Origin of the sequence: Micromonospora sp. NPDC005220, assembly GCF_040607895.1 — a bacterium.
Classification (GTDB): Bacteria; Actinomycetota; Actinomycetes; order Mycobacteriales; family Micromonosporaceae; genus Micromonospora.
In genome coordinates, this window is the sequence record NZ_JBEXHP010000109.1 from 1 (window position 1) to 18147 (window position 18147).

The window sequence follows — 18147 nt, forward strand, 5'->3', positions numbered from 1 at the left end:
ACGGCCCGGGCGCGGGGGTTTTGGTTTTTTCCCAGCGGCCCCCCCCCCGCGGCGCTGCTCCTGGCGCCACCCCGAACCGGGCATTCCGCCGCGTTTGGGAGGAAAGTGTGTTTAGCTGCTGGCGAGGTGGTGCCCTGCGCCGAGAAGGGACTGGCATGCACGGACGTGAACTGCGTGGTCTGCTGCATCCGTTCCTCCTGCTCCTGATCTTCGAGCGGCCCGGTCACGGGTACGACCTGATCGACCGGCTCCGGGACCTGGGACTGGCCGATGTGGAATCCGGCCATGTCTACCGCGTGCTGCGCGGCCTGGAACGCGACCGGTCGCTGGTATCCGGGTGGGAGACCGCCGAAGCGGGGCCGGCCCGCCGGTGCTACCAGCTCACCGCCAAGGGCCGTGATGATCTCCGGTCGTGGATCGTCCAGCTGGCGCAGCTCGACCAGGTTATCGGCGCCTGTCTGCGCCGCTCGGCGGGCGCCTTCCAGCGGGCGCATCCCGGCGGCGCCGACCGGTACGTCCCTGCCCGACCCTGAACGGAGGAGCATGGAGTCGTCTGTGCTGCCGGCCGTTGGCCGCGCATTCGCCCGCCGGGTGGCACCGGCGCAGGCGCTCGCCGGCGACGCGCCGCAGATCGCCCGGGCCTGCTACGAGATGGCCGTACGCTTTCATCGTGGCGGAAAGCTGATCGTCTTCGGCAACGGCGGGCCAGCGACCGACGCCCAGCACATCGTGGTGGAGTTCGTTCACCCGGTCATCGTGGGCAAGCGAGCCCTGCCGGCGATCTCGCTGACCAACGACGCCGCCACCCTCACCGGAATCGCCCGGGCGGAGGGCTTCGACGAGGTGTTCGCGGCTCAGCTGCGCCTGCTCGCCGCCCCGGAGGACATCGCGCTCGGCCTGTCCGCCGATGGCCGGTGCACCAACGTGCGGCGGGGTCTGGTGACGGCCCGCGATCTCGGTCTCCTCACCGTCGGGCTCCTCGGTGGCGATGGCGGTGACATCGCTCGGGACGCCATCGCCGACCACGTCGTCGTCGCCCGCTCCGAGGACCCGTGCATCGTCAAAGAGGTGCACGTGACGATTTATCACATCCTGTGGGAGTTGGTGCACGTGTTGTTCGAGCAGCCCGGACTGCTGGAGCCGGAGCTGGTCCGGTGAACCCGCAGCCGTTGCCCACGACCCGGGCCGTGCCCGAGTGCCACGACGACGCGTGCATCACCTGTTCCGACGCGGCGGTCGCCGTCCGGGTACGAGAGGTGCTGGCCGGTGGCCTGGCCGTGGTCGACACGGACGCCGGGCCGGAGGAGGTCAGCGTGGCCCTGGTCGAGGCGGGACCGGGCGACATCGTGCTGGTGCACGCCAAGGAGGCCATCGCCATGGTGGAGAAGCGGTCGCGAACGGAGGTGGCCCTGTGAGCGCCGGGGTCGAGGGCGCGATCGGGGCGCTCTACCCGTTCCTGGGCACTCGGCCGACCGACGTGGACGCGGTGCTCGCCGAGGTGGCGCAGTCCACCGCGGCGAAGGCGGCGGAGATCGTCGCCCTGCGCGAATCCCTTGTCGCCGCGCACGGGCAGCAGCTGGTCGCCTGCGCCCGCCGGTGCTCCGCGGCTTTCCGGGCCGGCGGCACGCTGTTCGCGTTCGGCAACGGCGGCAGCAGCACCGACGCGCAGGACATCACGCAGTTGTTCCTGCACCCACCGGCGGTCGCCCGCCCGTTGCCGGCCATCTCCTTGGCCGACGACGTCGCGTTGATCACCGCACTCTCCAACGACGTGGGGTTCGAGGTGGTCTTCGCCCGGCAGTTGGCGGCGTTCGGTCGGGCCGGGGACATCGCGGTGGGGTTGTCTACCAGCGGCGGATCGAACAACGTGCTGCGCGCATTCGAGGAGGCGTCCCGGCGCGGCATGATCACCATCGGGCTCGCCGGGTACGACGGCGGCCGGATGGCCGAGTCCGAGTTCGTCGACCACCTGTTCGTGGTGCCGTCGGCATCGGTGCACCGGGTCCAGGAGGCGCAGACGACGGTCTACCACGTGCTCTGGGAACTCACCCAGCAGGCGCTGGCCGACGAACTCTGACCGGTCGTCATGGTCCTGGCCAGCGTGCGGCGGGTGCACGTCCGCGTGGAGGGCATCGTGCAGGGGGTGGGCTTCCGGCCGTTCGTGCACGCGCTCGCCACCGAGTACGACCTGGCCGGCTTCGTCGGCAACGACACGGCGGGCGTCTTCGTGGAGGTCGAAGGGGACGGGGAACGGCTGGCCGCCTTCGTGGCCGACCTCAGCCGGCGGGCACCGACCCTCGCCGAGGTCGAGCGGCTCACCACCGAGCCGGTCCCGCCGACCGGCCGGCCCGGCTTCGCCATCGTCAGCAGCGTCACCGGCGCCGGCCGGGACGCCCTGATCTCTTCGGACACCGCCACCTGCCCGGACTGCCTCGCCGAGCTGGCCGACCCGGCGGACCGGCGCCATGGCTACCCGTTCACGAACTGCACCAACTGCGGCCCGCGGTTCACGATCGTCGCGGACGTCCCGTACGACCGCCGCACCACCACCATGGCCGGGTTCCCGCTCTGCGCCGATTGCACCGCCGAGTACGCCGACCCGGGGAACCGCCGCTTCCACGCCGAGCCGGTGTGCTGTCCCGCCTGCGGTCCCGCCCTCCGGTTCGTCACCGCCGACGGCACCCCGGTCCCCGGTGACCCCCTGGACACCGCCGTACGGTGGCTGCGGGACGGCCGGATCGTCGCGGTCAAGGGCCTCGGCGGCTACCACCTGGCCGCGAGAGCCGACGACGATCGGGTCGTCACGGCGCTGCGCGCCCGCAAGCACCGCGAGGAGAAGCCGTTCGCCGTGATGGCCGCCGACCTGCCGGCGGCGCGCACCCTGGTCGACGTGGCGGCGGCGGCCGAGCCGGTGCTCACCGGCGCCCGCCGTCCCGTGGTGCTGCTGCCCCGCCGCGCCGACGCCCCGGTCGCCGGGTCGGTGGCGCCGGGCAACCGCGAGCTGGGGGTGCTGCTGCCGTACACGCCGGTGCACCAGTTGCTGCTTGGGCGGCTGGGTATGCCGATCGTGCTGACCAGCGGCAACGTCTCCGACGAACCGATCGCGCACCGCGACGACGACGCTTGTCGGCGGCTCGCGCCGATCGCCGACGGCTTCCTCGTGCACGACCGGCGGATCCACGTCCGGACCGACGACTCGGTGGTCCGCGTGTTCCGCGGCCGGGAACTGCCGGTCCGGCGGTCCCGCGGTTACGTGCCCGCCCCGATCACGTTGCCGTGGCGGTTCGACCGGCCGGTGCTGGCCTGCGGCGCGGAGCTGAAGAACACTTTCTGCGTGGCGAAGGGACGGCGCGCGTTCGTGTCGCACCACATCGGCGACCTGGAGAACTACGAGACGCTGCGGGCGTTCACCGACGGCATCGCGCATTTCACCCGGCTCTTCGACGTCCGGCCGGAGGTCGTCGCCCACGACCTGCATCCCGAGTACCTGTCCACGAAGTACGCCCTGCAGCGCGATGACGTCGAACTGCTCGGCGTCCAGCACCACCACGCCCACATCGCGTCCTGCCTGGCCGACAACGGCGACCCCGGCCCGGTGATCGGCGTCGCCTTCGACGGTCTCGGGTACGGCCCGGACGGCACCCTCTGGGGCGGGGAGTTGTTCGTCGCGGACCTCACCGGGTTCGAGCGGGTCGGTCACCTCGGCGCGCTGCCGATGCCGGGTGGGGCCGCGGCGGTACGCGAACCGTGGCGGATGGCGGCGGCCTACCTCGACGAGATCTACGGCGACGCCGTACCGGAGCTGCCGGTGCTGCGCCGACACGAGCGGCAGTGGCCCGCGGTGGTGGCGCTGGCGCGGACCGGGACGAACTCGCCGCGTACCTCCAGCGCCGGCCGGCTCTTCGACGCCGTCTCGGCGCTCCTCGGCCTGCACGACCGTGTCACGTACGAGGGGCAGGCCGCGATCGCCCTGGAGCAGCGGGCCGACCGTGACGAGCGCGGCGGATACCCGGTTGAGGCGGGCGGCCCCGTGCCGCTGCTGGAGGCCGGGCGCGGGCTGATCCGGTGCGTGGTCGACGACCTGCTCGCCGGCGTGGATCCTGGCCGGATCGCCGCGCGCTTCCACCATGGCCTGGCGGACGCCGTGGTCCGGTCGGCCGGAGCCGTCCGGGAGAACACGGGCCTGACCGCCGTCGCGCTCTCCGGCGGGGTCTTCCAGAACGTGCTGCTGCTCGACCGGGTGGTGAGCGGGCTGGAGCGGGACGGCTTCCGGGTGCTGGTGCACTCGCGGGTGCCACCCAACGACGGTGGTATCTCGCTCGGCCAGGCCGTGGTGGCCGCGGCACGGGCCGTACCGGCCGGCTGACCTCGCGGCGCGATCAGCGGTGGCCACGGCGCGTGCCGTGCCCGCCGGCTGGCCCCGCGACCGCCGTCAGCAGATGCGGGGGAGTGGGTCGCCGACCAGCATGTCGACCACCCGGGTGCCCCCGAACGCGGTCCTGAGCAGCACCATTCCGGGCGGGTCGGGGGCGACCCGGCCGATGACCGCCGCACCTTCGCCGAGCGGGTGGCCGCGCAGCGCCGCCAGAGCGGCCTCCGCCTGCGTGCCGTCCACCACGGCGACCAGGCGTCCCTCGCACGCCACGTAGAGCGGGTCGATGCCGAGCAGCTCGCAGGCGCCGGTCACGGCCGGACGCACCGGTACGGACGCCTCGTCGACGATGACGGAGACCCGCGCCGCCTGCGCCATCTCGTTCAGGACGGTCGCCACACCGCCGCGGGTGGCATCGCGCAGCAGCCGTACCCCGGGAGCCGCGTCCAGCAGGGCGTCCACCAGTCCGGGCAGCGCCGCGGTGTCCGAGGCGAGGTCGGCGGCGATGTCCAGTTCGCCGCGGGCGAGCATGATGGTGACTCCGTGGTCGCCGATCGGCCCGGAGACGACGACCGCGTCCCCCGGGCGGATGTGCGCGGCGCCCAGGCTCAGCGGCCGCTCCAGCACCCCGACGCCGGCCGTGTTGACGTAGCAGCCGTCGGCCTTGCCCCGCTGCACCACCTTCGTGTCGCCGGTGACGACCTGGACTCCGGCGCGCGCCGCGGCGGCGGCCATGGAGGCGGTGATCCGCCGGAGGTCGGCGACGGGAAAGCCCTCCTCCAGGATGAACCCGGCCGACAGGTACAGCGGCCGGGCGCCGCTGACCGCGAGGTCGTTGACGGTGCCGTTGACCGCGAGGTCGCCGATGTCCCCGCCCGGGAAGAACAGCGGCGACACCACGTACGAGTCGGTGGTGAACGCCAGCCGGCCGGTGCCCACGGAGAGCACGGCGGCGTCTTCGAGCGCCTCCAGCGTCGGGTTGCGGAACGCCTCGACGAACAGCCCTTCGACCAGGCTGTGCGTCGCCTTCCCACCCGCGCCGTGCGCGAGCGTGATCCGGCTTTCCCGGATCTTCGGCGCGCGCCGGCGGGCCCGTTCGATGCGCTTCAGCACCTGCTGCTCCGGCGACAGCCGCGCCGGCTCGCGCTCGGTCGTCGCCTCCGCCTCGGCCACCGCGCGCTCGGCCCACCCGGCGGTGCGTTCGGTCGTCATGCCCGGACCGCCTCTGTCAGCCGCTGCCGCGTGAAGCGGCCGAAGTTGTAGTAGGCCGCGCACGCGCCCTCCGAGGAGACCATGCACGTGCCGATGGGGGTCTCCGGCGTGCACGCGGTGCCGAACACCTTGCACTCCCAGGGCTTGAGCACCCCCTTGAGCACCTCGCCGCACTGGCAGGCCTTCGGGTCGGCCACCCGTACCCCGGGCACGTCGAAGAGCCGTTCGGCGTCGTACGCCGCGTACTCGTCCCGCATCCGCAGCGCCGAGTGCGAGATGAAGCCGAGGCCGCGCCACTCGAAGTACGGTCGCAGCTGCATGACCCGGCCGATCGCCTCCAGCGCCCGCAGGTTGCCGTCCCAGGGCACCACCCGGGTGTACTGGTTCTCCACCTCACAGCGGCCCTCGGCGAGCTGCTTGAGCAGCATGAAGATCGACTGCAGGAGGTCCAGCGGTTCGAACCCGGCACATACGAGCGGCTTGCCGTAGTCGCGGGCGATGAATTCGTACGGTCGGCAGCCGATGACGGTGGAGACGTGCCCGGGCCCGAGGAACCCGTCGAGTCGCAGGTCCGGTGAGTCGAGGATCGCCTTGATCGCCGGAAGGATGGTGACGTGGTTGCAGAAGACCGAGAAGTTGTCGATCCCCTCGGCTGCCGCCCGCAGCACGGTCACCGCGGTCGACGGTGCGGTGGTCTCGAACCCGATCGCCATGAAGACCACCCGGCGGTCCGGGTTGTTCCTGGCGATCTTCAGCGCGTCCAACGGCGAGTACACCATCCGGATGTCCGCGCCGGCCGCCTTGGCGTCGAGGAACGAGCCGGTGCCGCCGGGCACCCGCATCATGTCGCCGAACGCCGTCATGATGACGTCCGGCTCGTGGGCCAGGGCGATGGCGTCGTCGATCCGGCCCATCGGGATCACGCAGACGGGGCATCCCGGCCCGTGCACGAGGGAGACCTGCTCCGGCAGGTAGTCCTCGATCCCGTGCTTGTAGATGGTGTGCGTGTGACCGCCGCAGACCTCCATGAACTTGTACTGCCGTCCCGGTTCGCACAACGCGGCGATCTGGGTGGCCAACGCCTGGGCCTTGTCCGCGTCGCGGTACTCGTCGACGAAACGCATGGAACCACCGCTCCTAGGTGATGTCGGATTCGGCGAGCGCCTGCAGCTCGTCGGTGTACGCCTGCCCGAGGCCGGCCAGCATCGCCAACGTGGCGGCCGCCTCGGTCTCGTCGATCTTCGACATGGCGAACCCGACATGGACGAGCACCCAGTCTCCGATGCCTACCTGATCCTGACCGAGCAGGCCGATGCTGATCGCCCGCCGGACGCCGACGACGTCCACGATGGCGAGGTCGTCGCGGCCGGCCTTGATTTCGACGATCTCGCCGGGGATTCCTAGGCACATCGGCGCGTTCGTCCTTCCCCGGTCACATTCTCTCGATCTTCATGTAGCGCCGTAGGGCGGGAAGTTCCTTCCAGAACAGTCCCGCCACGGCGACGCCGGTCACCAACGCCAACAGCTTTCGCACAGCTCACCTCCTTCGGGCCACGCCGGCTCAGCCCGGCGGCAGGTTCGGCATGATCGGCAGGATCGGGCCGTGCTTCTTGGGCCGGATGCCGGTCGAGCGGCGGGCGTCCACCGTTCCGTCATCGTGATGGCCCGACTGCTTCCTTCTCCGCGAGTTGCCCTCCTCGACGCCCTTGGTGTGCGCCGGCGCGTCGAGTTCGACATCGGGATCGCCCACTCGGATCTCGCCCATCACCGTTCCCTCCATCAGTCGTTACCAGACGGCCGACCATGCCGTCGGCCGAGATCGTCGAAGAACTGCGCGATCTCCCGCCACACCGCGCTTCCCCCGGACATGCCCGTCCAGTGCTGCCGGATGAGCGCCACGAGCCGGAAGCAGTCGTCGAGCGGCACCACCCACTGTTGGCCGCCGCCGTACCGCTGTTGGCCGCCGCCGTGCGGCGTGCCGGTCCACACCAGGAACGCCTCGATCCGTGGCGTCAGCTCGGCCAGCGCGGGTGAGCGCGCCTCGATGGCCCGCCAGGCGCCGGCATCGATCTCCGACTCGGTCGTGCCGAGCGGGCTCGGGTAGTGCCCGAGCACCCGGCCGTCCCGCTGCTTCACGAAGAACACCAGGCCGACCGGCACGCCGAGCTCGTCGGCGGAAAGCCCGGTCAACCGCCTGCCCTGGGTGGGGAGGAGCTGGTACCGGCCGCCGCCGGCCGCTTCGCGTTCGAACAGCAGGGAGCACGGGGTGCAGGCGCACATCAGCTCCCCGTCCTGCTCGTCCCACACGTGCCGGTGTTCGGGGCCGACCGGCCCGGCGCACATGCCGCAGCGGTCGACCGTGGCCGCGCGCTGCCCGGCGCGGCGGATCGCCCGCTGCAGCGCGCCCGCGGTCATGTCGCGCCACCCAACGCCAGCGGCCCTGCGGCGCGCGTCGTCGCCGCCTCGGGCCGGTCCGGCCGCTGCCACAGAGCGGTGACCGGGATCAGTGCCGGAGCCGGCGCGGGCGCCACCACGTCGACGGCGGACAGCTCCGGCGCGAACGTCAGCACCTGCTCCCGCACCAGATCCCCCAGGGCCGCGCCGCCACCGCCGCACGACCTGGCGGACAGGCTGATCCGCGCCACCTCGTCCTGAACACCGATCAGCGCGATCTCGGCACCCTGCGCCTGCAGTTGCGGCCGGAGGTCGTCCACCGCACGGGCCACCCGCCGGTCCAGCGGATCCGGATGGACGCGGTGCAGCAGCAGCAGGTGCCGCAGCAGCTCGTCGCCGGTCAGCTGGTCGAGCGTGCGGGGGCTGCCGGCGGCGAGGTCGGTGACCCGGGCCAGCGCCTCGCCGTACACCTCGGTCAGCGTCTCGACGGCCTCCAGCGCCAGCTCGGCGGTGCGGCCGGGGGTCTGCTCGAGCTGGGCGAGCACGGCGTCCAGACGGGCCAGCCGCGGCTCGACGGCGGCATCGTCGAGCCGCGGGATGTCCGGCTGCTCACCCATGCGACGCGCCGAACATCGGCGAGTGGATCTTTTTGAGGGTCTTGCCGCCGCCGACGTACATGTGCACCCCGCACGGCAGGCAGGGATCGAAGCTGCGCACCGCCCGCATGATGTCGACGCCCTTGAATTTGTCCGGGCCGCTCTCCTCGAAGATCGGCATGTTCTGGATCGCGTCCTCGTACGGCCCCGGGGTGCCGTAGCTGTCGCGGGGACTGCCGTTCCACGGCGTAGGCGGATACGGGTGGTAGTTGGCGATCTTGCGGTCCCTGATGACGAGGTGGTGCGACAGGGCTCCCCGTACGGCCTCGTGGAAGCCGCACCCGATGGCCTCGTCCGGCACGTCGAACTCGGTGAAGACCCGCATGTCCCCGGCGCGCATCCGCTCCATCGCCCGCTCTAGGAAGTACAGCGACATGGCCGCCGCGTACGCGATGAAGTAGGCCCGCGAGCGGTCCCGCTCCAGGGCGTTCGACCACTTTGGAATCTTCCACTCCAGCGTCATCTCGGGCAGGGTCTGGCTCTTCGGGAGCGAGATCAGCACGCTTTGCCCGGTCGACTTGACGTACGGGGTGTCGACCATCTTCGCCAGCGCCGTGGTGTACAGCCGGGCGAAGCAGCCGCCACCGGTGTCCAGCGCGAGATGGTCCCCGGTGTTCTTGTCGAACCAGCGGGGGCTCATCACCCAGCTGTACTTGTCGCCGAAGTCGCGCTTGCCGGGATCCGGGAGGGTGGTCTGGTTCCACGGGTGGCGGATGTCGACCGGGTTGCCGAGCGGGTCGTAGTTGACGAAAGGTTCCTCCTCGCCCACCCAGTCCTTGTAGTAGGAGCTGCCGAGCAGGATGCGGATGCCGAGGTTGATGTCGACCAGGTCCGTGGTGAGCAGCTTGCCGTCGACGACGATGCCGGGCGAGACGTGCATCGCTCGTCCCCAGTTCGTCATGGTCTCGTACCGGTAGTCGACAACATCAGGGTTCTGGAACGCGCCCCAGCAGCCGAGCAGGACCCGGCGTCGGCCGACCTCCTCGTAGCCGGGCAGCGCCTCGTACCAGAAGTCGAAGATGTCGTCGTTCAGGGCGACGGCCTTCTTCACGAAGTCCAGGATGCTGATCAGTCGGCTCAGATAGTCGGTGAACAGCGACGGCTGCGGCATGGTGCCGACGCCGCCGGGGTAGACCGTCGACGGGTGGACGTGCCGACCCTCCATGAGGCAGAACATCTCCCGGGTCGTCCGGCTGACCTTCAGCGCCTCCTTGTAGACCTCGCCCTCGAACGGGTTGTAGGCCCGCATGATGTCCGCGATCGTCCGGTAACCGTGGATGTCCCGGCCGGGCGCGGCGGTCTTCTCCGCCCGGGCGAGCACACTCGGGTTGGTCTGCTTGACCATCGCCTCGCAGAAGTCGACGAAGACGAGGTTGTCCTGGAAGAGAGTGTGGTCGAACATGTACTCGGCGGCCTCGCCGAGGTTGATGATCCACTCGGCCAGTGGCGGGGTCTTGATGCCGTACGCCATGTTCTGCGCGTACACCGAGCAGGTCGTGTGGTTGTCGCCGCAGATGCCGCAGATCCGGCTGGTGATGAAGCCGGCGTCCCGCGGATCCTTCCCCTTCATGAACACCGAGTAGCCGCGGAACAGCGACGACGTGGTGTGGCATTCGGCGACCACGCGGTTCGTGAAGTCGATCTTCGTGTAGACGCCAAGGTTGCCGATGATCCGGGTGATCGGATCCCACGCCATCTCCACCAGTTCGCTGGGTTCCTGCCCAACGGCCGGCTTCGGATTCGTCGCGGTCACGGCTTGTTCCTTTCCATTGCCGCCTGTCGACGGGGATCTGCTGGAGCGTATGGGCGCCACCGGGGGTTGTAGCCGCTGGTGAGCTCAGGACCGTTGTGGTGCCACTTCGGTTCCTTGTTGGCGGTCGCGTTGGTGATGCTGCGCAGGCGGCGGATCAGGGCGCCATACGGCTTGATGATCAGCGTGGAGAGGCTGCCACCGGGAGGCATGTCCATGAACGGCATGAACTTGTCGGGGAAGCCCGGCATGGTGCAGCCGATGCAGATGCCGCCGACGTTGGGACAGCCACCCACGCCGCCCATCCAGCCGCGCTTCGGGACGTTGCAGTTGATGACCGGCCCCCAGCAGCCGATCTTCACCTGGCACTTGGGCGAGTTGTAGTCCTTGGCGAAGTCGGCCTGCTCGTAGTAGGCGGCCCGGTCGCAGCCCTCGTGCACGGTCTTGCCGAACAGCCACTGCGGCCGCAGCATGTGGTCCAGCGGCGGGGGCGGCGCCGAGCCGGCGGCGTGGTAGAGCACCCAGGTCAGGGTCTCCATGAAATTCTCCGGCTGGATCGGGCAGCCGGGCACGTTGACGATCGGCAGGCCGCCCTGCGACCGGAAGTCCCACCCGAGATAGTCGGCCAGGCCCATGCAGCCGGTCGGGTTGCCCGCCATGGCGTGGATGCCGCCGTACGTCGCGCAGGTACCGGCGGCGACGACCGCCCACGCCTTCGGCGCCAACTGGTCGATCCACCAGTTCACGGTCAGCGGCTCACCGGTGGTCTCGTCGTTGCCGAACGACGTCCAGTACCCGTCGCCGTTGATGTTCTCGTTCGGGACCGAACCCTCGATGACGAGGATGAACGGCTCGGTCATCTCCCCACGAGCCGCTTTCCGGTACGGCGCCAGGAACTCCTCGCCGCCGGCCGCCGGGGACAACACCTTGTTGTGCAGGTTGACCTTTGGCAGACCGGGAATGAGCCCGATCACGACGTCCTCGATCGCCGGCTGACCGGAGGCCGTCATCGACACGGTATCTCCGTCACAACTCATGCCCTCGGAGATCCAGAGAATGGTGACCTCGTCGAACCCGTTCTCCTGCGGAATCATCGCGGTGTCGCCCGTGCCCTGCGTCATGTGAGTGGCCTCCCTTGCATCCGATCCCGCAGCCGGTCGTAGATGGCCGCCACCGGCGCCGCGAGGGTTAGCGCCGGCGGCTTGTCCGGCGCGTGCGGGTGCGGGCGCGTCGGGGCCCGCTGCTTGCCGTGGTCGATCTCCTGACCCAGCTCGCGGAGGGCCTGCTCGTCGGCCCGGGCGCACAGTTGCGGCATGAGCTCGTTCTCGTCGTCCTGCACATGCCGGGCGACGGCGGACGCCAGCCGCTCCATCAGCTCGTCCCGCGCGTGATCACCGGTCCGGCCGCGGTCCAGCTCAAGGAGCAACTCCTTGATCGGCCGGTGCCCGGAGAGGTGCCGGTCGACCTGGCCATCAGCCAGGACCTTCGCGGCGAACGGGTAGAAGAGAACTTCCTCCAGCGCGGCGTGCTTCGACAGCTCGCGAATGAGGATCTCCACGACGCCGCGGCGCTGCGCGTCCGATTCCGCTGCCTGATAGTCCCGAAACAGCTGTTCCACCACGCGGTGGTCGTGCCGGAGCAACTCCGTGGCGTCCATCAGGCCGCCCCCCGTCCGGCGCTGTCCACCGTGATCGATTCCAGTACGACGTCGTCGGTGCCGGTGACGTCGATGTCGACGCCCCCGCACTGGGGACAGGACACCATCGCGAGGTGGTCGTCGACCGGCCCGCTGCGGCCGCAGCCGTTGCAGGCCACCGTCATCGGTTCGAGCACCAGGTCGACGGCGGTGTCCGCGGCGACCGTGCCGGCCGCGGCCAGCTGTATGCCCTGCGTGACGACGTCGCGGTCGACCGGATGGCCACCGATGCGCACCCGCAGCCCGGTGACCCGGCGGCCGGCGGCCCGCCGTACCGCCGCCGCCACGATCGCCTCGGACAGACCCGTTTCATGCATGCGTGCTCACCCCCCGTTCGCTGCCGTCTGCGGGCGTGCCTGGTGCCGGCCCCTCGCCGCGCCCCAGCCGCGCGGCTGCCTCCCGCAAAATGCCCGTCACCGTCCGGACCGCCTCGTCGACTGCGGCGGCCACCGGAGCCGACAGCCCCATGCGCTCGTCGAGGACCGCGGGACGGCAACCCACCACGAGGACCCGGTCGACGCTCCCGCCCAGGCCGCGCAGCAGGCGCAGCACCGACTCGGGATCCATGCCGTGCGCGTCGGCGGCGGGCGCGTCCAGCACGTCGGCCGGCCGTAGCGTCCAGCCCGGATCGTCGAGGTCCACCTGGAGTACGGCCAACGTGCCGGGCGGTTCGTCCATCGGCAACGCGTCCACCAGGACCAGCACGTCGTGGCGACCGTCCAGCAAATCGTAGGCCAGGTGCATCCCCCGGATGCCGTAATCGGACACATCCACCCCTGGTGGGAGGACCGCGTCCCTCAGCCGCCGGACGACCTCGACGCCGAACGCGTCGTCGCCGAGGAAGATGTTGCCGATGCCGGCGACCAGGATCCGTCCGCCGTCGGGGCTGCTCACGGCGCCGCTCACGGGGTCGCCACCTCTCCGGTCAAGGGTTCGACCTCCTCGGGACGGAAGTGGCGCAGCCGCCCGTACCACTGGTGCAGCTCCGCGCCCGGGTCGTCGTCCACCGTCACGGCCAGGAATCGTGACCCGTCCACGTCGAGCAGCACCTGCTCCACACGGGCGGTACGGCCTTCCAGGAACATGTCGTGGGCGTCCGTGCCCCGCCGGCGGGGCCGTAACCGGACCCGGCTGCCCCGCGCCAGCAGAGCGCCCGCGACCAGCACCGACTCGGTCTCCGGCGCGATCTGGTCATCGGCGCCGGGCTCCCACCACGGCCGTTGCGGGTCGGGGGCGGCATCGCCACCCGGGCGTACGGGCGCCAGGGCTCGGATGGCGCCGTGCAACCGTTCGAACACCGCAGGCGGCATGGCCTCGACCCGGTCGACGATCGCGGCGGCCCGGGGATCGGTGGCCCGCGCCTCTCGCTTTTCGGCGTCGGAGAGCGTGAGCGTCCGCAACGAGAGGATCTCGTCGATCTCGGCCGCGTCGTGCAGGTCACCCGGGCTCTCCGGTGCGATCCGCGGGTGGTCGTAGAGGATGATGGGCGACGAGAGCAGCACGTCGGCGCTGCCAGCTTCGCCGGCGAGCACCGGGAACGTGTGCACGTTGCGGCACTCCCGGGCTGCGCGCTGGGCCCACTCCGGGGGGTCGAGCAGGGACAGGAACCGCCCCCGGCTGACCGTGGCCAGCGTGTGGGCCGCCAGCAGGCAGTGGCGCAACGTCTCGTCCCGCGGGCTGTCCGGCGGGATGGTCCCATCCGTGTTCTCGACGCGGATCGCGAGCCGCAGCAGGGGGAACGGCGCTTCGGCCGGGGCGGCGGAGACGGTGACCGACGCGGACAACGGCCAGCGCCGGCGCACCACCCGCCCGACCGGCTCGCCCCGGTCGTCGACCAGCGGCTCGACGTCCTCTCCACCCGGCACCCGGACGTCCAGCCGGCGGCCCCGCCGCAGGTCACCCACCGACGCCTCGATATCGAACTCCCGCGGCACCGCCTCGTCGAAGCTGAGCTCCGTGCGGCCACCGACCTCGATCCGGTCGACCGGCCGGTACCCGCCGGCCGTCCGCCGCTCGGTCAGCTTGTGTTGCAGGTGCAGGAACCGCAGCCGGATCCGGACGGTTGCCGGGTCTGGCGCTTCCAGCAGGCACTCGGTCTGCTGCCACGGCGACTCCGCGGAGCCGGCCACGCCGCTGTCGACCAGGCCGTGCGCCGCCGCCCAGGTCGGGGGCACCAGGACCCCGAACTGCCAGCGGACCCGGTTCTTGCCCGATGAGCGCCGATAGGGATAGAGCAGATAGCCCTCGTACAGGATCGCGTCCGCGACCGCCTCGGCGCGATCGATCCGGGAACTGGGGCGATCGGTCGGCACGGTGCTCAACCCCCTTCAGGGCCTGCTCGCAACCCGCTGCGGCAAGCGGTCACCCTGGTCTAACCCGTCCCACCAGGCGGCCGTAAGTGCGTGCCGTCGGTAGGTGCCGAGCGCACTCACCGGACCAGGTGACCCGGCGGTAGACATCGAGATCAGCGGCTACCAGCAACGGCGCCAGCATTCTCGGTACGGGACTGCTGGAGCTGGCAGCTGATCGAGGAAGGTCGCCACATCACGGACTTGAGGCAACGGGCGCCGCGATTCGCCGGATAGCTCCCGTACGTTTCCATAGGCTTGCTCTGGGACGTCCCGCCGATGGGCCTTGAAAGGGAATCGTGTCATGAGCGACGACCAGGTCACCCGCAACCTGAAGAGCATGGACGAACTGGACTTCAAGGGGTGGAACCCGGCGGACTGGAACGGAGTGTTCGCCCGCTACCACACGGATGATGTGCTCGTGGACTTGAAAGGGCAACCGCAGACTCACGGCGTCCAGGAGCACATCGACGCCATGGAGGCGTTCGCCGAGAGCACCGGGGGCAGGCCGGTCCAGATCAAGTCGCACCCCATCGGGTTCGGGTCGGGAGAGTGGACCTGCGTGGTGGGCGAGTTGGAAGACGGCAGCCGGATGGTGACAGTAGCGAAATGGCGCGACGGCGCCATCGCTGAGGAGTACATCTGGATGTAGCCGAACGCCAGGTCAGTTCTGGCCCTTCTGCTTCGGATCAATCAGCACCTTGGCGTGTTCGCTCTTGCCCGTGTCGAGTTCCTTGAGGACGTTCCTCAGCGACGACAGACCACGTCGGCACCCAGGCTCGTGTGAGGTCGTCCAACGCGGGCCGGAGTTCCGCGGGCTCGACCACCTGGGTGAAGCCGAGCCTGGTGGCCAGCGCACGCCGGGCCGGTGCGGGCTCACCCTAGATGTTCGAGCCGTCGGGCGGCAGGTCGTCGGGCGGCTGTGGGGATCCGCCTTCGCCAGCTGTATCGGGGCAGGGCAGCCCGAGGGTGTAAGCCGTCATCGACAACGATCCGTAGGCGTAGCCGTCCACGAGGACGTCGGTGTCCGGTGCGTCGGCGGTCGCGGCGAGACCGGCGAGGTAGAGCGCGGGAATGAAGTGATCCGGTGTCGGCACCGCGTGGCGGAAGTCGCGGTGGGTGTCGAGCGTCGCGAACTCGCCCGGATTGGTCAACATGCGGGTCTTGGCGTCCTCGTCGAAGCGCTGGGCCCAGTCGTAGCCGTCGTCGGTCAGCTTCCAGTCCATGCCGCGTAGGTTGTGCACGACGTTGCCGCTGGCGATGATGAGCACTCCGCATTGTCTCAGTGGAGCGAGTTTGGCGCCGAGCTGGATGTGGTAGTCCAAGGGCTTGTCGGCGTTGATGCTGAGCTGTACGACCGGGACCGAGGCGTCCGGGAAGGCGTGCGTCAAGACTGACCAGGTGCCGTGGTCGATGCCCCAGCTGTCGAGGTCGGCACCGACCCAGGTCGGGTGAACGGCGTCGCTGATCTCCGTAACCAGCTCGGGCAGCCCCGGCGCGGGGTACTGCACCTCGAACAACGCCTGCGGGAAGCCGTAGAAGTCGTGGATGGTCCGCGGCCGGGGCATCGCGGTGACGGCGGTGGCATTGGTGTACCAATGCGCGCTGATGACCAGGATGACACGGGGCCGCGGCACCGCGGCGCCGAACGCCTTCCACGAGGTGGTGTATCGGTTGACCTCGAGAGCGTTCATGGGGTTGCCATGGCCGATGAATGCGGCGGGCATCAGTGCACCTGAGCCGCCGGGGGTCTCTGCGGTCACGTCGGGCCCTTCCGGAGTTGCCGTCGAGCGTCACCTGAAGTGTCGGGTAGATCCTCAGAGTAGAGACCCCTGACGGCCGGTCGACAGCGAACTCCGGATCGGCCCCGGAGGGAGAGGAGGGTTGGTCGATTCGGCTCAACGTCGCGCTGACCGTCTCGACCGGAGTCGCGCGGGGGTCGGCACTGGACCAGTTCTTCCCAGCCGCGCCAGGGACCAGGGACATCGGCTGTCGCGGTGCCAGCCTAACGATCGACATGAGCTACAACGTGGGCTACACGATCCCGGCGATCGTCGAAAAAGTGATCAACTTCTTCCTACGGGTTTTCGGCGCCAAACCGATTCAACGCACAGGCGGTATCCCCAATCCTCCCACTACCGAAAAGCTTTTCGGGGCGACCCAGTACGATCCACCCTCCTGCACATCCTGACCGGCGCGGCCCGTCGAGTGTTCTCCCGACCGGCCACGCGTCGCTTCATCGACGGGGTGAGTGGAACGGTGCTGATCGGCTTCGGAGTCCGGCTCGCGTTCACCACCGCCCGGTAAGTCCATCCCGGTCACCCCTGCTCAATCTTCACTCTCCTCCCCTCAGCCGCAACCCGCAGGCTCGGACCGAGCCGAACTTCGTGTCATCGGGTACCACCCTGCGGCAGCGTCGGGCGGGCCGGCGAGAGTATCGACATTCATCTAATTCGTCGTTCCTCGCTCCATCTGACGGTGACCGGTCCCGCCGGACGTATCAACCGCGCCGCGCCGCGCTCCTGAACAACGTCATCGCGTCGGCCCGGTAGGCGACAACGCCGGGTCGGCGGTCCCCCGACGATGGGAGAAGCCTGTCATGGGCAACGTAGGAAGAGCTGTCCGCCGCTCGGCGCTGGCCGTGCTCACCGGCACGGCGCTGGCCGCCCTGCTGGCGGTCACCACGGCCGCCGCCGCGCCGGTCGAGGCGCGGCAGGACAAGGCCGCGGCGGCCCGCACCGACGTCTACATCCGGGACGTCGCCGCCGATGCCGGCGTCCAGCCCCACTCGTTCAACCCGCTGTGGGCCAGCCCCGACATCAAGGTCTGCCCGACCACCATCGAGTGTGCCGTCAGCCAGAACCCGATCGTCGGCGTGACCAACTACATCTTCGTCAAGCTGCGTAACCCCGGCCCGTACGGTTCCGGCATCGACAGCGGCGTGCTGCGGGTCTACCGGACGACGCCGGGTGGCGGTGCCGTCTGGCCGACGCACTGGACCCAGATCGGCGCGATGAACGTGACCGTCTTCGCCGGCACCACGACCGTGACGATCCCGTGGAACGGGGTGCCCGGGCCGGGCCACTTCTGCCTGCTGGCCAGGTGGGTGTCGCCCACCGATCCGATGACCTTCGAGGGTCCGGACATCAGCACCAACACCCGCAACAACAACAACATCGCCTGGCGCAACGTCGACTCGGTGCGGCTCGTCGCGGGCGGGACGCCGGTCGTGCGGCCGTTCGCCATCGGCAACTCGCTCCGGGTGGCGACCAAGAACGACCTGGTCTTCACGCAGCCGGGGGAGCCGATCCAGGGCGTGGGCGGCCGGGTCGTCGTCGACCTCGGGCCGACCCTGTTCGAGCGGTGGCAGGCCGGCGGCAAGGTCGGCACCGGCGTACGCGAGGTCGGCAAGAACCAGCTGGAGGTCGTCGAACCGGCGAAGGCCAGCCTCGGCAACCTGCTGCTGGAACCGGGTGAGCGGGTCGAGTTCTCCCTCATCTTCGCGGCCGCGGTCGCCTCGGACAAGGAGTTCGCGCTCGACGTGACCCAGTTCGGCCCGGACACGAGCGGTGCGGAGCGGACCGACCTCGGTGGTGTGGAGTACCTGATCAGCGCCGGGAAGCAGTAGCCCCGGCCACCAGCGGGGGTCGTGGGCCTGGGCAGCCCGCGACCCCCGTCGCCGCGCGCACCCGGGACGGTCCGGGCGTCCCCGGGGCGCC

The 18147-nt window shown here is 70.3% G+C and carries 21 protein-coding genes; 8 read left to right on the top strand and 13 right to left on the bottom strand.

The features are described from left to right. Nucleotides 1-155 precede the first annotated feature (155 nt). From ABZU52_RS26955 to hypF, 5 genes are read left to right on the top strand one after another with little or no spacing between them, the layout of a single operon-like run. A complete protein-coding gene (locus tag ABZU52_RS26955) occupies nucleotides 156-533 on the top strand; it encodes a helix-turn-helix transcriptional regulator (protein WP_354973764.1) in 378 nt (125 codons plus the stop codon). A gap of 10 nt (nucleotides 534-543) precedes the next feature. Beyond that, a complete protein-coding gene (locus ABZU52_RS26960) occupies nucleotides 544-1158 on the top strand; it encodes an SIS domain-containing protein (RefSeq protein ID WP_354967839.1) in 615 nt (204 codons plus the stop codon). Then, entirely contained in the window at nucleotides 1155-1415 is a 261-nt protein-coding gene (locus ABZU52_RS26965) for a HypC/HybG/HupF family hydrogenase formation chaperone (protein ID WP_354973765.1), read from the top strand. Before ABZU52_RS26960 ends, ABZU52_RS26965 begins: the two co-directional genes overlap by 4 nt. Then, a complete protein-coding gene (locus ABZU52_RS26970) occupies nucleotides 1412-2077 on the top strand; it encodes an SIS domain-containing protein (RefSeq protein ID WP_354973766.1) in 666 nt (221 codons plus the stop codon). Before ABZU52_RS26965 ends, ABZU52_RS26970 begins: the two co-directional genes overlap by 4 nt. A 33-nt stretch (nucleotides 2078-2110) precedes the next feature. Beyond that, the gene (hypF, locus tag ABZU52_RS26975) at nucleotides 2111-4366 is read left to right on the top strand and encodes a carbamoyltransferase HypF (protein WP_354973767.1); all 2256 of its coding nucleotides are present in this window, start codon (nucleotides 2111-2113) and stop codon (nucleotides 4364-4366) included. Nucleotides 4367-4432: 66 nt separating this feature from the next. Here the strand turns inward: hypF and hypE are convergent, their stop codons facing one another. From hypE to ABZU52_RS27035, 12 genes are all read right to left on the bottom strand, one after another. Next, nucleotides 4433-5584 carry a hydrogenase expression/formation protein HypE gene (hypE, locus tag ABZU52_RS26980; protein WP_354973768.1) on the bottom strand — a complete coding sequence of 384 codons (1152 nt, stop codon included), beginning with the start codon at nucleotides 5582-5584 and terminating at the stop codon, nucleotides 4433-4435. Then, nucleotides 5581-6708: a hydrogenase formation protein HypD gene (gene hypD / locus ABZU52_RS26985; RefSeq protein WP_354973769.1), complete on the bottom strand. Its 1128-nt coding sequence runs from the start codon at nucleotides 6706-6708 to the stop codon at nucleotides 5581-5583. Before hypD ends, hypE begins: the two co-directional genes overlap by 4 nt. 13 nt (nucleotides 6709-6721) lie before the next feature. Beyond that, nucleotides 6722-6994, bottom strand: a complete 273-nt coding sequence (locus tag ABZU52_RS26990; protein ID WP_354973770.1) for a HypC/HybG/HupF family hydrogenase formation chaperone — start codon at nucleotides 6992-6994, stop codon at nucleotides 6722-6724. Between the two features lie 151 nt (nucleotides 6995-7145). Then, nucleotides 7146-7352: a hypothetical protein gene (locus tag ABZU52_RS26995; protein ID WP_354973771.1), complete on the bottom strand. Its 207-nt coding sequence runs from the start codon at nucleotides 7350-7352 to the stop codon at nucleotides 7146-7148. A gap of 11 nt (nucleotides 7353-7363) precedes the next feature. After that, nucleotides 7364-7999, bottom strand: a complete 636-nt coding sequence (locus tag ABZU52_RS27000; protein ID WP_354973772.1) for a DUF5947 family protein — start codon at nucleotides 7997-7999, stop codon at nucleotides 7364-7366. Further along, entirely contained in the window at nucleotides 7996-8595 is a 600-nt protein-coding gene (locus ABZU52_RS27005) for a hypothetical protein (protein ID WP_354973773.1), read from the bottom strand. Before ABZU52_RS27005 ends, ABZU52_RS27000 begins: the two co-directional genes overlap by 4 nt. After that, nucleotides 8588-10387 carry a nickel-dependent hydrogenase large subunit gene (locus ABZU52_RS27010; protein WP_354973774.1) on the bottom strand — a complete coding sequence of 600 codons (1800 nt, stop codon included), beginning with the start codon at nucleotides 10385-10387 and terminating at the stop codon, nucleotides 8588-8590. Before ABZU52_RS27010 ends, ABZU52_RS27005 begins: the two co-directional genes overlap by 8 nt. Then, entirely contained in the window at nucleotides 10384-11505 is a 1122-nt protein-coding gene (locus tag ABZU52_RS27015; RefSeq protein WP_354973775.1) for a hydrogenase expression protein HypE, read from the bottom strand. The genes ABZU52_RS27010 and ABZU52_RS27015 overlap by 4 nt, the downstream gene beginning before the upstream one ends. Then, entirely contained in the window at nucleotides 11502-12041 is a 540-nt protein-coding gene (locus tag ABZU52_RS27020) for a hemerythrin domain-containing protein (protein WP_354973776.1), read from the bottom strand. The genes ABZU52_RS27015 and ABZU52_RS27020 overlap by 4 nt, the downstream gene beginning before the upstream one ends. Then, the gene (locus ABZU52_RS27025) at nucleotides 12041-12397 is read right to left on the bottom strand and encodes a hydrogenase maturation nickel metallochaperone HypA (RefSeq protein WP_354973777.1); all 357 of its coding nucleotides are present in this window, start codon (nucleotides 12395-12397) and stop codon (nucleotides 12041-12043) included. The genes ABZU52_RS27020 and ABZU52_RS27025 overlap by 1 nt, the downstream gene beginning before the upstream one ends. Beyond that, on the bottom strand, nucleotides 12390-12986 hold the full coding sequence (locus ABZU52_RS27030) for a hydrogenase maturation protease (protein WP_354973778.1): 597 nt from the start codon (nucleotides 12984-12986) through the stop codon (nucleotides 12390-12392). Before ABZU52_RS27030 ends, ABZU52_RS27025 begins: the two co-directional genes overlap by 8 nt. Further along, entirely contained in the window at nucleotides 12983-14392 is a 1410-nt protein-coding gene (locus ABZU52_RS27035) for a hypothetical protein (RefSeq protein WP_354973779.1), read from the bottom strand. Before ABZU52_RS27035 ends, ABZU52_RS27030 begins: the two co-directional genes overlap by 4 nt. Before the next feature lie 340 nt (nucleotides 14393-14732). Here ABZU52_RS27035 and ABZU52_RS27040 point away from each other — a divergent pair, with 340 nt between their 5' ends. Beyond that, nucleotides 14733-15080 carry a hypothetical protein gene (locus ABZU52_RS27040; RefSeq protein WP_354973780.1) on the top strand — a complete coding sequence of 116 codons (348 nt, stop codon included), beginning with the start codon at nucleotides 14733-14735 and terminating at the stop codon, nucleotides 15078-15080. A gap of 229 nt (nucleotides 15081-15309) precedes the next feature. On the opposite strand, the gene ygiD is transcribed toward ABZU52_RS27040, so the two are convergent. Then, entirely contained in the window at nucleotides 15310-16191 is an 882-nt protein-coding gene (ygiD, locus tag ABZU52_RS27045) for a 4,5-DOPA dioxygenase extradiol (protein WP_354973781.1), read from the bottom strand. Between the two features lie 254 nt (nucleotides 16192-16445). On the opposite strand from ygiD, the gene ABZU52_RS27050 reads away from it, so the two are divergent. Together ABZU52_RS27050 and ABZU52_RS27055 are read left to right on the top strand one after the other, a co-directional pair. After that, the gene (locus ABZU52_RS27050) at nucleotides 16446-16619 is read left to right on the top strand and encodes a hypothetical protein (protein WP_354973782.1); all 174 of its coding nucleotides are present in this window, start codon (nucleotides 16446-16448) and stop codon (nucleotides 16617-16619) included. 408 nt (nucleotides 16620-17027) lie between these two features. Beyond that, nucleotides 17028-18056: a hypothetical protein gene (locus ABZU52_RS27055; protein ID WP_354973783.1), complete on the top strand. Its 1029-nt coding sequence runs from the start codon at nucleotides 17028-17030 to the stop codon at nucleotides 18054-18056. The last annotated feature ends 91 nt before the right edge of the window (nucleotides 18057-18147 follow it).

Excerpts from the sequence above, each read along its gene's own strand:
- ABZU52_RS26955 (WP_354973764.1), top strand. The coding sequence starts at position 156 with ATGCACGGACGTGAACTGCGTGGTCTGCTGCATCCGTTCCTCCTGCTC.
- ABZU52_RS26960 (WP_354967839.1), top strand. The coding sequence starts at position 544 with ATGGAGTCGTCTGTGCTGCCGGCCGTTGGCCGCGCATTCGCCCGCCGG.
- hypE (WP_354973768.1), bottom strand. The coding sequence starts at position 5,584 with ATGACGACCGAACGCACCGCCGGGTGGGCCGAGCGCGCGGTGGCCGAG.
- hypD (WP_354973769.1), bottom strand. The coding sequence starts at position 6,708 with ATGCGTTTCGTCGACGAGTACCGCGACGCGGACAAGGCCCAGGCGTTG.
- ABZU52_RS26990 (WP_354973770.1), bottom strand. The coding sequence starts at position 6,994 with ATGTGCCTAGGAATCCCCGGCGAGATCGTCGAAATCAAGGCCGGCCGC.
- ABZU52_RS27000 (WP_354973772.1), bottom strand. The coding sequence starts at position 7,999 with ATGACCGCGGGCGCGCTGCAGCGGGCGATCCGCCGCGCCGGGCAGCGC.
- ABZU52_RS27005 (WP_354973773.1), bottom strand. The coding sequence starts at position 8,595 with ATGGGTGAGCAGCCGGACATCCCGCGGCTCGACGATGCCGCCGTCGAG.
- ABZU52_RS27015 (WP_354973775.1), bottom strand. The coding sequence starts at position 11,505 with ATGACGCAGGGCACGGGCGACACCGCGATGATTCCGCAGGAGAACGGG.
- ABZU52_RS27020 (WP_354973776.1), bottom strand. The coding sequence starts at position 12,041 with ATGGACGCCACGGAGTTGCTCCGGCACGACCACCGCGTGGTGGAACAG.
- ABZU52_RS27025 (WP_354973777.1), bottom strand. The coding sequence starts at position 12,397 with ATGCATGAAACGGGTCTGTCCGAGGCGATCGTGGCGGCGGCGGTACGG.
- ABZU52_RS27040 (WP_354973780.1), top strand. The coding sequence starts at position 14,733 with ATGAGCGACGACCAGGTCACCCGCAACCTGAAGAGCATGGACGAACTG.
- ABZU52_RS27050 (WP_354973782.1), top strand. The coding sequence starts at position 16,446 with ATGAGCTACAACGTGGGCTACACGATCCCGGCGATCGTCGAAAAAGTG.
- ABZU52_RS27055 (WP_354973783.1), top strand. The coding sequence starts at position 17,028 with ATGGGCAACGTAGGAAGAGCTGTCCGCCGCTCGGCGCTGGCCGTGCTC.